This is a genomic window from Candidatus Poriferisodalis sp., from assembly GCF_965214215.1.
Taxonomy (GTDB): domain Bacteria; phylum Actinomycetota; class Acidimicrobiia; order Acidimicrobiales; family Poriferisodalaceae; genus Poriferisodalis.
Genome location: NZ_CBDCBD010000002.1, coordinates 511,198 through 526,738, shown reverse-complemented (window position 1 = coordinate 526,738; position 15,541 = coordinate 511,198). Strand labels below are relative to the sequence as shown.

At 66.7% G+C, this 15,541-nt stretch carries 13 protein-coding genes and 1 pseudogene; 10 read left to right on the top strand and 4 right to left on the bottom strand.

The window, feature by feature from the left end:
- The 6 genes and pseudogenes from ACOOF5_RS02590 to ACOOF5_RS02565 all read left to right on the top strand — a co-directional run.
- Positions 1 to 1,036: DUF6537 domain-containing protein (locus ACOOF5_RS02590; RefSeq protein WP_420436287.1), on the top strand; the 1,036-nt coding region annotated here is incomplete at its 5' end.
- A 48-nt stretch (positions 1,037 to 1,084) separates the two neighbouring features.
- The gene (locus ACOOF5_RS02585) at positions 1,085 to 2,023 is read left to right on the top strand and encodes a phenylacetaldoxime dehydratase family protein (protein ID WP_420436285.1); all 939 of its coding nucleotides are present in this window, start codon (positions 1,085 to 1,087) and stop codon (positions 2,021 to 2,023) included.
- Between the two features lie 169 nt (positions 2,024 to 2,192).
- Positions 2,193 to 3,167 (top strand): annotated as a pseudogene (locus ACOOF5_RS02580) (PLP-dependent cysteine synthase family protein); the annotation flags it as partial.
- Between the two features lie 38 nt (positions 3,168 to 3,205).
- Positions 3,206 to 4,405, top strand: a complete 1,200-nt coding sequence (locus ACOOF5_RS02575; RefSeq protein WP_420436283.1) for a cystathionine gamma-synthase — start codon at positions 3,206 to 3,208, stop codon at positions 4,403 to 4,405.
- Positions 4,406 to 4,539: 134 nt separating this feature from the next.
- Positions 4,540 to 5,754, top strand: coding sequence for an ammonium transporter (locus ACOOF5_RS02570; RefSeq protein ID WP_420435400.1), 1,215 nt, complete (start codon positions 4,540 to 4,542; stop codon positions 5,752 to 5,754).
- 189 nt (positions 5,755 to 5,943) lie between these two features.
- A complete protein-coding gene (locus ACOOF5_RS02565) occupies positions 5,944 to 6,588 on the top strand; it encodes a histidine phosphatase family protein (protein ID WP_420436325.1) in 645 nt (214 codons plus the stop codon).
- A gap of 130 nt (positions 6,589 to 6,718) precedes the next feature.
- Here ACOOF5_RS02565 and ACOOF5_RS02560 read toward each other — a convergent pair whose 3' ends face one another.
- Both ACOOF5_RS02560 and ACOOF5_RS02555 read right to left on the bottom strand, forming a co-directional pair.
- Complete coding sequence (locus tag ACOOF5_RS02560; RefSeq protein WP_420436281.1) at positions 6,719 to 8,020, bottom strand: M18 family aminopeptidase; 1,302 nt, start codon at positions 8,018 to 8,020, stop codon at positions 6,719 to 6,721.
- Between the two features lie 22 nt (positions 8,021 to 8,042).
- On the bottom strand, positions 8,043 to 8,879 hold the full coding sequence (locus tag ACOOF5_RS02555; protein WP_420435405.1) for an LLM class F420-dependent oxidoreductase: 837 nt from the start codon (positions 8,877 to 8,879) through the stop codon (positions 8,043 to 8,045).
- 55 nt (positions 8,880 to 8,934) lie between these two features.
- Between ACOOF5_RS02555 and ACOOF5_RS02550 the strand changes: the two genes are divergently transcribed.
- Both ACOOF5_RS02550 and ACOOF5_RS02545 read left to right on the top strand, forming a co-directional pair.
- Entirely contained in the window at positions 8,935 to 9,699 is a 765-nt protein-coding gene (locus ACOOF5_RS02550; RefSeq protein WP_420435407.1) for a hypothetical protein, read from the top strand.
- Between the two features lie 74 nt (positions 9,700 to 9,773).
- Positions 9,774 to 11,444, top strand: coding sequence for a SulP family inorganic anion transporter (locus tag ACOOF5_RS02545; RefSeq protein ID WP_420435409.1), 1,671 nt, complete (start codon positions 9,774 to 9,776; stop codon positions 11,442 to 11,444).
- Positions 11,445 to 11,484: 40 nt separating this feature from the next.
- Here the strand turns inward: ACOOF5_RS02545 and ACOOF5_RS02540 are convergent, their stop codons facing one another.
- Positions 11,485 to 12,216, bottom strand: a complete 732-nt coding sequence (locus ACOOF5_RS02540) for a DNA alkylation repair protein (RefSeq protein ID WP_420436279.1) — start codon at positions 12,214 to 12,216, stop codon at positions 11,485 to 11,487.
- A gap of 152 nt (positions 12,217 to 12,368) precedes the next feature.
- Here ACOOF5_RS02540 and ACOOF5_RS02535 point away from each other — a divergent pair, with 152 nt between their 5' ends.
- On the top strand, positions 12,369 to 13,127 hold the full coding sequence (locus ACOOF5_RS02535) for a rhomboid family intramembrane serine protease (RefSeq protein ID WP_420436277.1): 759 nt from the start codon (positions 12,369 to 12,371) through the stop codon (positions 13,125 to 13,127).
- Positions 13,128 to 13,141: 14 nt separating this feature from the next.
- On the opposite strand, the gene ACOOF5_RS02530 is transcribed toward ACOOF5_RS02535, so the two are convergent.
- Positions 13,142 to 14,020 carry an EamA family transporter gene (locus ACOOF5_RS02530; protein ID WP_420436275.1) on the bottom strand — a complete coding sequence of 293 codons (879 nt, stop codon included), beginning with the start codon at positions 14,018 to 14,020 and terminating at the stop codon, positions 13,142 to 13,144.
- A gap of 168 nt (positions 14,021 to 14,188) precedes the next feature.
- Here ACOOF5_RS02530 and ACOOF5_RS02525 point away from each other — a divergent pair, with 168 nt between their 5' ends.
- A complete protein-coding gene (locus tag ACOOF5_RS02525; protein ID WP_420435417.1) occupies positions 14,189 to 15,532 on the top strand; it encodes an ABC transporter substrate-binding protein in 1,344 nt (447 codons plus the stop codon).
- Positions 15,533 to 15,541: the final 9 nt, after the last annotated feature.

Below are 15,541 nucleotides of genomic sequence, written 5' to 3'. Positions count from 1 at the left end.
CTCGTCGAAAGTGCCGACCAGCGCAATGGTGCGCGACACCTCCGCAGAGTTCCCGGAGTGGACGGCCTTCCAGCGTTCCATCGACGATGCCACTACGCCCGAGCGCAACATCTACTTCGACGCAGGCACGCTGTCGGACAACTTGTTCCGTTCGCACATGCCGGCCAACGTGCTGGTCCTCGGCGCCGCCTACCAGTCGGGCGTGGTGCCCATCAGCGCCTCGGCGATCGAGCGGGCCATCGAGCTCAACGGCGTTGCCGTCGAGATGAACACCCAGGCGTTCCGCATCGGCCGCAAGATCGTGCTCGATCCCGACTTCATGGCGACGCTGCACGTGGAGCGCGGTGGCCGTGTGAAGCGCGACAGCGGTCCGTCGAAGCGGGAGCAGAAGCTCATCGACTCGGTTCCCGATCAGTCCGAAGAACTGGCCCGGCTGCTGCGTATCCGTGTGCCCGACCTGGTCGGGTACCAGAGCGTCGACTACGCGGCGGACTATGCCGAGTTCGTGGCCAAGGTTCGCGAGGCCGAGGCTGCTGCGGGCGACGACACCGCACTCAGCGAGACCGTGGCCCGGTACCTGCACAAGCTGATGGCCTACAAGGACGAGTACGAAGTTGCCCGCCTGCATCGCAACAACGCCTTCCAGCAGGCCGTGCGCGACCAGTTCGGCGACAAGACCGAGGTCACCTACAAGCTGCACCCGCCGATCATGCGGCGCATGGGTGTCGAGAAGAAGATCGGCCTCGGCCGCTCCGGTGATGTCGCATTCGCGTTGCTGGCCCGGATGAAGGGCCTGCGCGGCGGGGCGCTCGACATCTTCGGCAAGACCGCTCATCGCAAGATGGAGCGAGAGCTGATCGACGAGTACCGCGGGATGATCTCGCGGGCGCTCGACACACTGGCGAGCGGTGACAGCGCCGCGTACGCCCGTGCCGTCGAGATCGCACAGCTTCCCGACATGATCCGCGGCTACGAGGACATCAAGGAAGCCAACGTCGAGCAGTTCCGGGCCCGCGCCGCCGAACTCGGCGCCTGAGCGCAACTCGCCGAGCGGCCGCCGCAGCATGACGGCACCTGCTGGCTGATGGCAGCGAACCGGCCCGAGGGGCATACGCCGAGCGCTCCGGCGTGGTGCGTCGTCGATTTTCCCGAGCTGACGGCTTATTCGATGATCTTCTCGAAGGGTCCCGGCAACGATGAGACCCTGGCAGATCTGCAAGCGGCACTGACTGGTGGCGACGACCGGCCCGATCACGTGGAGCGTGCTCGCATCGTCAACTTCACCGACGAGGGCGATGACGCAGCCGAGGCCGAGGGTGATGTCGAGACCGTATTCATGGCCTACTGGGTCGATCCGGCGGTCTACGAGCGTTGGCGGCAGGACTGCGATGTGCTCCACCGAGCCGGGGTCTATTGCGAGACGGCCGCCATTCCGGCAGATCGCTGGGAGACCATCGCGGGGACGAAGCGACCGCTGCCGGGCGTGCGCAACCTGACCTCGGTGGACCTCACCGAGTTGCACGACTACTGGGGCGCAGCGCGAGACCGCATGGCGGACAGCGCTGAGGATCCATTCGAGGCGGCGCCGGGCTCGCCGCTGCCCGCCAACCTGTGCCTGATCCGCTCAGGACAGAAGTGGGACGAATGCCTTGACGACGAGCGAGAGATGTACTTCACCGACATCGAACCGAAGCTGCGTGCCGGCATCGACTTCCTGGCCAACAACCCCGACACCGGCTGCATCTCCAGCCGCTTCCTGCGGGAGCAGACCATCGACGGCGAAGACCTCGAATCGACCAGCTTCGTCGGATGGTTCGAAGACCTGGCCTCGCTCGAAGCGTGGTCGCGATCGCACTCCACGCACCTGGCGATCTTCCACTCGTTTCTCTCAACGGTTCAGCTCCTCGGCCGACCGCCGAAGTTGCGCCTGTGGCACGAAGTCTCGGTACTGCCCGAAGGCGGTGTCGAGCTGCTCAACACAGACCTCTCCCCGCTCGCCAGCCTCGCCGACCCCGCCTCCTGACCCTCCGGCAAATCTGCGCAGCGAAGGTGGACCTTTCGTTCCGTGTGCAGGCACGCTGTTCTGAGCGGCGTGCCCGCACAAGTCTCGACGCAGCGGCGCGCCGAGTTCGCCCTTCGTAGGCTGTGACGCCGTGACTGATGCCGGTCCGATGCCCGGGGCCCTCGAAGGCTTGGACATAGCGTCTTCGGTGCTCGATCTCGTCGGTCAGACGCCCTTGGTGTGGCTGGGTCGGGTCGCGCCCGACATCGCTACCCCGGTGGTAGCCAAGCTCGAGACCGCCAACCCCGGTGGATCAGTGAAGGATCGTGCCGCGGTCGCCATGATCGACGCCGCCGAGGCTGACGGGCGCCTGCAGCCCGGCGACACCATCGTCGAACCCACTTCTGGCAACACCGGCGTGGGCCTGGCCGTTGTGGCCGCCCAGCGGGGCTATCGCTGCTTGTTCGTGTGCACTGACAAGGTGGCGCCCGAGAAGGTGGCTCTGCTGCGTGCCTATGGCGCCGAGGTCGTGGTGTGCCCGGCCAAGGTCGATCCCGAAGACCCGCGCTCGTACTACTCCACTGCGGCGCGGCTGCGCACCGAAACACCCCGGGCCTTCTCGCCCGATCAGTACTCGAACCAGAACAACCCTCAGGCGCACTACGAGACCACCGGTCCTGAGATCTGGGCTCAAACCGGTGGGCGGGTCACCCATTTTGTCGCCGGCGCAGGTACTGGAGGCACCGTCAGCGGTGTCGGTCGCTTCCTCAAAGAGCAGAACCCGGCGATCGAGGTCATCGTGGCCGATCCGCCCGAGTCGGTCTACGCAGGCGGCGACGGGAGCCCCTATCTCGTGGAGGGCATCGGCGAGGACTTCTGGCCCACCACCTACCACGCCAAGATCGTTGACCGGGTGTTGCCGGTGACCGACGCCGACTCGTTTGCCATGGCCCGGCGAGTGACCAGCACCGAGGGCCTGCTTGTCGGGGGCTCTGGCGGCACTGCGGTGACCGGCGCGCTGCGCGTCGCCGCCGAGCTTGACGCTGCGGGCCTCGCTGGCGTGTCGCTGGTGGTCACGCTCATTCCCGATTCGGGACGCGGCTACCTCAGCCGCGTCTTCGACGACGACTGGCTGAAGTCCCGCGGATTGCAGCCGGGCGACGAGGTCGACGTCAGCCCGCCGGGTGAACTGGGGGAAGGCTGATGTTGGGCGGCGATCCACAGGTGTCGGGATTCGAGGATCCCGACGAGTTCGGCTTCGAGACGCGGGCGATTCGGGCGGGCCAGCCCCACGATCCCTACACCGGTGCAGTGGTCACACCGATCTCGCTGGCCACGACCTTTGCACAGGAAGCTGTCGGCCAGCCCCGCCACGGCTACGAGTACGGCCGCACCGGCAACCCGACCCGGCACGCCTACCAGGTGTGCGTCGCGTCGCTGGAGGGTGCCCGTCACGGGTTCGCCTTCGCCAGCGGGCTGGCGGCATCGGATGCGCTGCTTCGGGTGCTGCGACCGGGCGACAGCCTGCTGCTCGGCGACGACGCGTACGGGGGCACCTTCCGGCTCATCGACACGGTGTTCGGCAACGCAGGCGTCGGTATGGCGGCAACCGATCTCACCGCGCCCGACAAGATCCGCGACGCCTGGACGCCCAGCACCCGCATGGTGTGGCTGGAGACACCCACCAACCCGCTGCTCACGGTCTTCGACATCGAGGCCATCTGCGCCGTCACGCACGAATTGGGCGGCGTCGTCGTGGTGGACAACACGTTCGCCACGCCCTACTTGCAGCAGCCGCTGGCGCTCGGCGCGGATGTCGTCGTGCATTCGGCCACCAAGTACATCGGCGGGCACAGCGACGTTGTCGGCGGCTTCGTGGCCACCAACGACGACGGGCTGGCTGACCACCTGGTGTTCACCCAGAATGCCGTGGGCGCGGTGCCGAGCCCGTTCGACTGCTACCTGGCGCTGCGAGGTGTCAAGACGCTCGGCGTACGTATGGACCGTCACAGCGCGAGCGCGCAGGCGATCGTCGAGCTCCTCGAGGCGCACCCCGCTGTGCGCTCGGTGCTGTACCCGGGACTACCCGATCACCCTGGCCACGACGTCGCCTGCCGGCAGATGAGCGCCTTCGGCGGCATGGTGTCGTTCCGGCTGCACGGCGGGCGTGACGCAGCCGAGCGCGTCGTCACTTCGACGAGGGTGTTCACGTTGGCGGAGTCACTGGGTGCAGTCGAATCGCTGATCGAGCATCCAGGCGCCATGACCCATGCCTCGGCCGCCGGTTCGGTCCTCGAGGTGCCCGACGACTTGGTGCGGCTGTCGGTCGGGCTCGAGACGGTCACCGACCTGCTGGACGATCTCCAAGCGGCGCTCGATGCTGCATCCTCCGGAGCCCCATAGACCCTCGGGCCGAGGCGTGGGCAGTTCTGCGGGCCACCGCAGAACACAGTGTCGGGGCGGTTGACCTGCAATGATGTTCGGATCAGCCTCTGAACTGTCCACTGGCGCGTCCATGCGCGACGAGGAGGGATGTGATGGAAGGCAATATTGCTTGGATATTGACGTCCGCGGCGATGGTGCTATTCATGGTGCCGGGTCTGGCGCTGTTCTACGGCGGCATGGTCCGTGCCAAGAATGCACTGAACATGCTCAACATGAACATGTGGTGTCTCGGCATTGTGCCTGTCATCTGGGTGCTCGTGGGCTACAGCCTCGCGGCGGGCGAAAGCGGCCTGCCGATCATCGGCGACTTCTCGCTGGCTGGCATGGCTGGCATTCACGACGCCGAAGGGCTCGCCACGTTCGGCTTTCTGATGACGTTCGCAGCCATAACCCCGGCCCTCATCTCGGGCGCCGTCGCAGACCGCATGAAGTTCTCTGCCTGGATGGTGTTCGTCCCGGTGTGGTCGCTGCTGGTGTATTCGCCGGTCGTGTACTGGGTGTACGGCGCTGACGGCTGGATCTTCAACCTGCCGGCGCACGACTTTGCTGGCGGCACGGCGATCCATGTGAACGCCGGCGCGGCAGCCATGGCGCTGGCGCTGGTGGTCGGCAAGCGCTCAGGTTGGCCCGACAACCGGCCCGTGCCCCACAACGTGCCCTTCGTCATGCTGGGCGCGGGCATCTTGTGGTTCGGCTGGTTCGGGTTCAACGCCGGCTCGGCGCTGTCAGCCGACGGCGCTGCGGCGCAGGCGTTCGTCAACACGTTCATTGCGGCAGCAGCCGGCATGGTCGGCTGGGCGTTCGCCGAGTACGCACGGCACCAGCGAGTGTCCACCATCGGCATCGCCTCGGGCGTTGTGGCGGCGCTCGTGGCCATCACGCCGGCGGCGGGTTTCGTCGGCTCGATGCACTCGCTGGCGTTCGGCGCAATCGCCGGCGTCATCTGCTTCTTCGCGATCGAGGCCAAGTTCAGGGTCGGCTTCGACGACAGCCTCGACGTGGTCGGCATTCACTGGGTGGGCGGCGCCGTGGGCGGCATCCTGCTCGGTTTCCTCGCCGACTCGTCTGCGGTGCCCGCCGCTCCTGGAGAGACTCAGGACTTCATCGACGGGGTGTTCTTCGGCGGCGGCGTGCTGCTGTGGAATCAAGTCCTGTCGATCGCCGTGGTCACCTTGTACTCGTTTGCGGCCACATGGATCATCGCAACGGTGATCAAGCTCACCATGGGCATCCGGGTCTCGGCCGAGGTGGAGATGGCCGGCATCGATGTCAGCGACCACGGCGAAGCCGCCTACCAGATCGAGTAAACGCCGTCACGGGCCGATAGCGCACTGATCACAGGCCGCGGCCGGACCTTGCGTCGGCGACGGCGCTGCCGGGGCTAGCTTGCCGCCGTGACCCAATTCGAAGACGGCCTCGCACCCTCCGGCGAGGCATACGACGACGACGCCGCGGCCTCCGACACCGAGGTGCGCCAGTTTGAGCAGCAGCGGTGGATGCGGCCGCCGGGTGCCACCGAAGTTCTGCTGGTACGCCACGGCGCGTCTCAAGCGTTCATTCCCGGCGAGCCCTTCCCGATGCTGGGCGACCAAGGCGATCCCGCGCTGGCGCCGGCGGGGCACAGCCAGGCTGCGATGATGACCCGCCGGCTGGCCACCGAACCAATCGACGCCCTCTACGTGTCATCGCTGCAGCGCACCCAGCAGACCTTTGCTCCGCTGGCCGAGCGGCTGGGCATGACTCCCACCATCGAGCCCGACCTGCGCGAGGTGGCCCTAGGGGAATGGGACGGCGGGAAGATCCGCCAGTACGCGGCCGACAACCATCCGCTGTACGAGCGGCTGCACATCGAGCGGCGATGGGACGTCATTCCCGGCGCTGAGTCGAACGAGCAGCTTGTCGGACGGTGCATGGGCGCGCTTGGGCGCATCGCCGCCGCGCATCCCGATCAGCTCGTGGCCGCATGCGTTCACGGCGGGGTGATCGGGGCCGTTCTGGCGCACATCACGGGGTCGACGCCGTTCTCGTTCGGCGGCTCCGACAACTGCTCGGTCACACAGGTCGTTTGCTGCGACGGCGACTGGGTGCTGCGCCGCTTCAACGACTGCTCACACCTCGACGACTACTTGCACCACGCCTGAGGCGAAGCCGGGGCCTGAGCGGCCCGTGAGCGCAGCGAACTAGAGCGGGTAGCAAGGCGTTGGGCATTCTGAGGTGCGATAGCTTGCCCGTCGCCTGAGGCGAAGCCGGGGTCTGAGCGCTGGGCCGGCTTCAGCCGTTGGCGAGGAAAGCGCCGAGCGCCGTAGTCAGCATCGCGGGGTCGTCGCTGCCGCCGAGTTCGCGGGCCGAGTGCATCGACAACTGCGGCGAGCCGACATCGACGACGCTCATTCCCAGTCGGGAGGCCGTGATCGGCCCGATGGTTGAGCCGCACGCCAGATTGCCACGGTGGGAATAGACCTGATGGGGCACTCCGGCGGCGCCGCATGCTGCCACGAAGCGAGCATGAGTGCGCGCGTCAGTGGCGTAGCGCACGTTCGCGTTCGTCTTGACGACTGGGCCGCCGTTCAGCGCCGGCAGGTGACCGGGTTCGTGGCGCTCGGGATAGTTCGGATGCACGGCATGGGCTCCATCGGCTGACACGCACAGCGAACGAGCCACCGAGCGCAGGTACTGCTCGCGATTGGCACCGAGGCCTTGAGCGATGCGCTCCAGCGCGTCGGCCAAGATCGGGCTGCTGGCGCCGGTAGCAGAAGAGCTGCCGATCTCCTCGTGGTCGAATAGCACGACGACGCCAGCGGTGTCGTCGTGCTGTTCTGCGCACCCGGCCAGCGCCTCGATAGCTGCATGGCACGAAGCGAGGTTGTCGATTCGAGCGGCCGCGTACATCTCGCCGTCTTGGCCGAGGCGGGCCGGCGGGGTGAGATCGTGTGCCATGACATCCCACGCCAACACTGCATCGGCTTCGACCGCAAGTTCGGTTGCCAGGAACTCGCGGAATCCGTGCGCACTCGGTTCGCCGAGCCCCCAAACCGGGGTCATGTGCTGCTGGCGGTCCAGCTTCAAGCCGTCGTTCGCCTCCCGATCGAGATGAACCGCGAGCTGCGGGACTCGTAGCAAAGCCCGGTCGCAGCGCCACAGCACTGTTGACGTGTCACCCGACATCGCGTCGCGTACGACGACTCGGCCCGACAGGCCCAGGTCGCGATCCAGCCACGAATTCAGCAGTGCACCGCCGTAGACCTCCACGCCGAGCTGGCGATAGCCGAGCCTGCCGCTATCGGGTTGCGGGCGAATGCGCAGGTTTGGGCTGTCGGTGTGGGCGCCGATCACGTTGAAGCGCAGCTCCTGCGGGTTGACGTCCGGACTGGCACGTACGGCGAACACGGTGCCGCCGTCTCGAACTGCGAATCCAGCGGTGAAGTCGAAGTCGCTCCAGTCGTCGCTGCGCGCGGCTTCGGCGAAGCCAGCAGTTCTCAGCCGATCCACGGCAGCAGCAGCCGCGTGGAATGGCGACGGTGACGCCTCGATGTAGTCGAACAGGGCCTCGAGCACAGAGTGAGCTTCAAGCACAAGTTGAACCTCGCTTGCAGGTTCAGGCGTCGGCGTATGCGGTGATGATGTCCCGGCTGAAGTCATCGAACTTGGACCGCGACATCGGATTGGTGATGAGTCGGGTCACGCCGATCGTCGCGTATTTTTCCACCCACTCGGGAGTAGCAGCACCGATTGTGGTGAAGTCGAGCCTGTCGGGGTCTCGCCCGGCCGTCTCCGCGCAGCGCTTCGCATGGTCGAAGAGCATCGCCATCTCGTCGAGGTCACCCGAAACCGGGAAGAAGCCGTCGCCGAATTCGCCCGCCCGCCGGGCGGCGCGCTTGCTGTCGCCGCCGACGATGATCGGGATGTCCCCTTTCGGCTGGGGACGGCAGTACACGCGGTCGAACGAGACGTGCTCGCCATCGAACGAGCAGACGTCTTGTTGCCAAAGCGCGCGGTACGCGCCGAGATGCTCGTCGGTGATGTAGCCGCGGTCTTCGAATCGCACGCCAAGCGCGTCGAACTCCTCCTTCATCCACCCTGCGCCGATGCCGAGCAGTACCCGGCCGCCCGAGAGCCGATCAAGCGACGCCACGGCCTTTGCGGTAACGGCGAAGTTGCGTTGCGGCACGATGAGAATCCCGGTTCCCAGCTTGATCTCTGAGGTCACCGAGGCGACGAAGGCCATCCACATCAACGGGTCTGGAATGTCGATGTCGTCCCGCTTGCCGGGCATCTTGCCGTCTTCGGAGTACGGGTACGGCGTCTGGTAACCCTCCGGCACCACGACGTGTTCGACCGTCCACAGCGACTCGAAGCCGGCTGCCTCTGCCGCTTGCGCATACGCGATCGCCGAATCGCCCTCGACGTTGGGGCCCGTGTTGGCCAGTGTCATTCCGAATTTCACTGTGCACCTCTCTTCACAATGCTGCAGGTCCTAGTCTGCCCCTATGCGACGCATCTGCGCTTTGTACGTTGTGCTTTCCCTCGTAGCTGCCGCGTGCGGCGGCTCTGACGACGGTCCGCCTCCTGTCACCGAAGCGGCGGCGCCGGACCCGGTCGCGACGACCGAGGCGCCGCCGCCCACGACCGAGGCGCCGCCCCCGACGACGACCGAGGCGCCGCCGCCCACGACCGAGATGCCGCCCCCGACGACTACCGAAGCGCCGCCCCCGACGACCGAGGCTGCGCCGGTGGCGAACGCGCTACCCCCCGCGGTCGAGGGCGTCCTGCTTGAAGGCACTACGCCAGGCGGCTTCGACTCCCTGCAAGTCGCTAGCAACACACCACGGGTCGAGACCTGTCCGGGGTTCCCGGCCTACGGCGGGATCGGGCCAGTGGCCTATTCCGAAGCCATGTGGGCGGCCGATCCGCTGACGGGGCCATTTCTTGATGTCTCGGTCGCTCGATTCGAGTCACCTGAAGCGGCCTCGGAAGCCTTTATCAACTACCGCTCCGAGCTGGTCGACTGCGGTGAGTTCCCCGAGCCGACGACCGGCGCGGTGGGTTCGTTCAGCTACGGCGAAGACCCGGGCCTCGGGGACGAGTCCTTCGGCACCGACTACGTGGCCACCTTCCAGGGGCTTCCCGTCAACCGCTACGGCGTCCTGGTACGCATCGGAGACTCCCTCTACAGCTCGGGCGCGACCCACGTCTTTGTGGACCCTGACAAGGCCACCGTCTTCGCGGCGTTGGACACCTTCATCGGCCAATAGCCCGGCGGACGGCCTGAACCGGCGTTGACATGCCAGCGCTGAGAACGCGGAGGCTTGATTACAGCGGGGAACAGATGCGCGGGGACGTCTTCGGCGGACTCACCGCAGCGGTGGTCATGCTGCCGCTGTCGCTGGCGTTCGGCGTGGCCTCGGGCCTCGGCGCGATCGCTGGCCTGTACGGCGCCATCGCCGTCGGATTGCTGGCGTCGGTCTTCGGCGGCTCCAGGACGCAGGTCTCGGGACCGACTGCACCGCTGTCGGTGGCGATGTCCGTTGTTGTCATCGACTACGCCGGCGAAGACCTGGGAAAGGCGCTCGCGATCGTCGCCTTTGCGGGAGTCATCCAGATACTGCTCGGAGCGTTGCGTCTTGGCAGCTACGTGGCCTATACGCCCTACCCGGTGGTGTCAGGCTTCACCTCCGCCGTCGGCGTCATCATCGTCGTAGTCCAGTTGGTGCCATTCCTCGGAAGCGACGTGGCGCTCGGCGGGGTGTCGGCCTCCATTCGCTCGCTTCCCGACGCCATCGGAAACATTGAAACCGGTGCCCTGGTGCTCGGCGTGCTGACCATCGTCGTGTGCATGTTCTGGCCGCGGCGACTGCGTCGGATGCTTCCCCCTTCAGTAGCGGCATTGCTCATCGGCACGCTGATCAGCGTGCTGTGGTTCGGCGACGTCGACGTCATCGGCCACGTACCTTCCGGGCTGCCTGAGTTCGAGATGCCCGAGTTTGGCTGGGGAGACCTCGGAGGTGCCTTGGCGCCGGCTGTGACGCTCGCGCTGCTCGGTTCGATCAACAGTCTGTTGACGGCGATGGTCGCCGATTCGATGACGCGAGACCAGCATCAGCCGAACCGTGAGCTGATCGGCGTCGGCTTCGCCAACGTCGTCGCTGCTTTCTTCGGTGCTGTGCCCGGTGCGGGCGCCACCTCAGCCACGGTCGCCAATGTCAAGGGCGGCGGACGTTCACGGGTCTCGGGCGTGCTGTGCGCATTGGTGCTGCTCGCGCTGGTGCTCGGTCTCGGCAGCTACGCCGAACTCATCCCGCACGCAGTGCTCGCGGGCATTCTCATCAAGATCGGCTTCGACATCATCGACTGGCAGTACCTGACTCGCGTGCGCCGAGTTCAGCTTGATCAGTACGGCGTGATGGTGTTGACGCTGGGCCTGTCGATGGTGGCTGACCTCGTCGTGGCGGTCGGTGCCGGCCTCATCGCAGCGGCGATGACTGCCGCCCGACAATTCGAGCGATTCGAGCTCGACACGGTGGTCTCCACCCCGTTGCTGGACATGACGTTCCTGAATGCTCCGGACGAATCCGAGAACGACGGCGATGATGCCGGGGCCGGCGGCTTGCCCAGATTCGACCTCGACGGCCCAGATCCGTTCGCTGCGCGCACTGGGTTGCTGTCACTGCGCGGCACCTATACCGCCGCGTCCTCGATCAAGCTTCTCAAGTCGATTACCACCGATGTGGCCGAACATGAGGTGGTGATCTTCGACTTCACCGACACGCGCTACATGGACGACAGCGCCGCCTACATGGTGGGCAATCTGGTCGATGTCGCCGTCGAGGGGGGCGCGAAATGCATCGTGATGGGCATTGAGGTGTCGCAGGCGGCGAGCATCAGGGAGCTGAACGTCCTTCGCTCGGTTCCTGCTGAGCATTTCGTGGCCGACTTGGACGAGGCCCGGATCATCGCCCGGCGACTCCTCGACGTGCGTGACTGCGGCGACGGAAGCTAGGGGCTGACAGGCGCGAAACAGTCGGTTCCGGCGACAAGGGCTAGGCGATTTCCTTCGCAGCCGCCTTGGCCGCAGCCTGTTGGGCCCGCCGCTGCGCCATCTTGCGCCGATGCGTCAGCGTGCGGTCGATGTAGGGAGCGATGGCTGGCGTCTTGCAGCCCGTCTCGCCGTGGTCCACCACGATGGGGCCGATGCGGCTGTCCACTTCGAGCACCGAGCGTCGCAAGGTGTCGTCTCGCAACGCAATCGCGATGAGTACGCCGTTCATCTCGTGCCGCACCCGGTTCGGTCGCTCGCCGATCTCCGATTCGATCTGGGCGACGAGATCTCGCAGCTCGCTGATCGACCACACGTCGGTCTGCTCGGCGGTGCAGGTCACGATGAACCAGCCCACCGAGGCGGGCCACTCACGGGGCGAGTCTCGCCATTCGTCGCTGAGCCCGCGCGCGTGCGGCGACTGCGCGAGCAGCCCGCCGAGCGCCTCGGCCAGGATGTAGTTGTCGACATCGCGCAGCCAGCGCCGCGCCCGCGTCTTGGTCATCGCAGCGGCATCGGCGATGCGCAGCCCCAGCACGCGGGCGTCGTGATTGCCCGAGTCCCACAAGTCGATGGCCAGCGACTTGTCGGTCCCCAGCGGCTTGGCGATGCGGCCCAGGTCCTTGTAGCTGACTCCAAACATCGGCTCAGCGGCGCCGTGGCGGGCGTACACCTTGCGATTCTGCGCTGTTCCGGCGAGCTGCAACTGCGCCATGACATCCTGCAGCGTCGACACAGTCTCTGGTCCTTCGGCGAACCCGGACGAGCTTCCCGGCCAAGATCAAGCTAGTGCGGCCTGCACCCGTCTGCGCCGGCCAGCATCAGCCGGTGTCTGTATGCACCCGCCTGCACTGGCTCGCACCAGCGCGACTCGTAGGGTTCAGGGCCGTGCGCGGGCTCGGAGTAGGACGCGGCGGGCAGCCGGCGGCAACGGTCGTGCTCGGCGCCGTCTCGGTCGTGGTCTTCTTCGGGACCCACGAGCTGGCGCGCGTCCTGCCGTTCTCCCGCAGCTCGCTGCGGTACTCGGTGCTCGACGGTTACGGCACTTTGGGCCCCTACATCGCCGAGTTCGGGGAGTGGTGGCGGATCGTCACCGGCACGTTTCTGCACGCCGATCTGCGACATCTCCTGTTCAACATGTTGGTGCTGTACCTGCTGGGCAGACGCCTCGAGCGCTCCGTGGGCCCGGCGCTGCTGACTGGCACCTACGTCGTGTCCCTGCTCGGGGGATCAGCGGGCGCATTGCTCCTGCGGCCCGACGCCTTTGTCGTGGGGGCTTCGGGCGCCGTGTACGGCCTGATGGGCGCGGCCTTCGTGGTGGAGTACCTCCGCGGCGGCAAGCCGTGGCAGGACGGGCTGGGCAGCCTGATCATCATCAACGTCCTCATCTCATTCCTCATTCCGGGCATTTCCATCGGCGGGCATCTCGGCGGCCTGGTGGCGGGCGTGCTGGCCGGTTTTGCCATCGGCGACGCAAGCCGGCGCCAGCACCTGCCCACGCTCGCCGAGCGGCTCTCGGGCGAGCCTGTCGACACACGTTCGCGCCGCTCGCCCCTGGTGGTCTGGGGCTTGCTGGCGCTCACCGGATCGGCGTCATTCGCTGGGGCGCTGGCGGCGGCGTCGACGTGGCGCAACCCACTGTTCTGAGACGGCCGCGCTGTTCAGGGAATCACGTCGCGCGGCGTCGGATCGGACTCGCGGTTGATGACGATGGCGGCGATGACAGCTGCGATGCCCGCCACCTCACGCAGGCTCGGCACCTGGGAGAGCCACGCCAGCCCGATCAGCGTCGCCGTCACCGGCAGCAGCGCCTGCAGCAGCGCGAACCGTGCCCGTTCGAGACGCTGCATCACGAGCTGGTCGATGCCATAGGGGATGACATTCGACAGCACGCCCGCGGCGACGCCGCCCGCCAGCAGCAGCGGCGCTCCCACCCCGGCATCGAGGCCGCTGAAACCAGCCGGGCTGATGACGACGGCACCGATGAGCATGCCGACGCCCAGCCCGTCCACTGCCATGCCCGAACGGGCCACCCGGTGCCCCAGGATGATGTAGCCCGCCCACAGCGTGCCTGCGATCAGTGAGAACAGCGCGCCGAGCTGTGCCTCGGGAGGCGCGAATCCGGCCAGCACCACGACCCCCGCGATTGCCAACGCCAGCGCCCAACCTGATCTCAACGTGCGGGTGCCGAAAGCTGCGACGGCAATCGGGCCGATGAACTCGATGGCGACGGAGTTGCCGAGCGGCACCCGCTCGATGGCGAGGTAGAAGAACAGGTTCATCGACGCCAGCGCGGCGCCGAAAGCGGCCGTCCACGCCAGCTCGATGCGTGACCAGTGCCGCCGCCACGAGCGCCGCAGCACGACGAGCACGGCACCGGCGCCTGCAACCCTTAGCAGTGCGACGGTGCCGGGCCCCATCTCGTCGAACAACTCGAAAGCCGTGGCGGCGCCGAGATACTGCGACACCGCGCCGACGGCGAACAGCGCCTCGGGCGAGATCCTGCCCGCCCGCCAATTGCGTTCGACAGAGGCGCTCACTGGGTACCTTCCGACGACACGTGTCATCTATGCTCAGGAAGAGACGCATTCAGCTTGGCAAACCATGCTGGCACTTGTGCAAGAAGCCGACGGCTGAGGCCGCAAGTGCTGGAGGCGCGAGCGCATTGCGCAGGGTCCTCAGGCTGACGTACCGGGGAGGATTTGCGCATGAAACGAAAGCTCTTGACGCTGGCAGCGACGCTGTTCGCGGTATCGCTGTTCGCCGCTGCGTGCGGCGACGACAGTGACGATGCGGAGACCACGACGGCGCCCCCAGCGACCGATGCGCTGGCGGTCACGGAGGCTCCGTCAGAAGAGATGATGGACCATCTCGGCGACGGCTCCCTCGGTGTCGTCACGGTTGAATCGGGCGGTGCGGTCCAGATCCGCTCGCTCAACGCCATCACCGGAGATGTCGCGTTCTTCGGTCTGCCGCTCGAACGTGCGGTCATGCTGGCGATCGAGGACTACGGACAGATCCACGGCTTCGAGGTCGACTTGGGCACCGGGCTCGACGATCTGTGTTCCAACGACGGCGGTCAGGCAGCAGCCCAGATCATCGTTGCTGACGAAGACGTGCTCGGCGTCATCGGCACCTCGTGCTCGGGCGCTGCCGTCGCAGCGGCGCCGCTCATCACCGACGCCGGCATGGTGCTGATCTCAGGCGGCAACACGTCGCCTGCGCTCACATCGGACCTGGCGGGAACGCCGGGCGAGAACTACAACGTCGGCTACTACCGCACAGCTCACAACGACTTGTTCCAGGGCGCTGCCATGGCGAAGTTCGTCTTCGGCGAGCTGGGGCTGACCACGGCCGCGGCGATCCATGACGGCGACCCCTACACCCAGGGACTTGCGCAGGCCTTTGCCGACGCCTTCGAGGCCGAGGGCGGCACCATGACCGGGTTCTCAGCGGTCAACAAGGAAGACACCGATATGGTGCCGGTGCTGACCGAGATCGCTGCGGGCGGTCCCGAGGCGCTGTTCTTCCCGATTTTCCAGCCGGCAGGCGACTTCATCGCCGACCAGGCGCCGGGAGTCTCGGGACTGGAGAACACGGTGCTGCTGGCCGCTGACGGGCTGCTCAACACCAACTACCTGGCGCTGTCGCAGACCGCGGGCATGTACTTCTCGGGTCCGGACACACGCTTCGGCGAGAATGTCAACCAGAGCACCGGTAAGACGGCGCAAGACTTCTTGGCCGTCTACGAGGAGCGCTGGGGCGAGTCTCCGGCAGCACCGTTCTGGGCGCACGGCTACGACGCAACAACGTTGCTGTTGGACGCGATTGCGGCGGCCTCCTATCTCGACGGTGACACGCTCGTAGTCGACCGCCAGGGCATCCGCGACCACCTCAACAGCGTCGAGGGTTACAGCGGCTTGATCGGCACGATCAACTGCGACGACTTCGGCGACTGCGGTGCGGCTCGCATCACCGTCGTGCAGAACATCGGCGGTGAGGACAACGCCGAGGCCAGCATGGACAACGTGGTGTTCTCCTTCGCACCGTGAGCCGAGGAG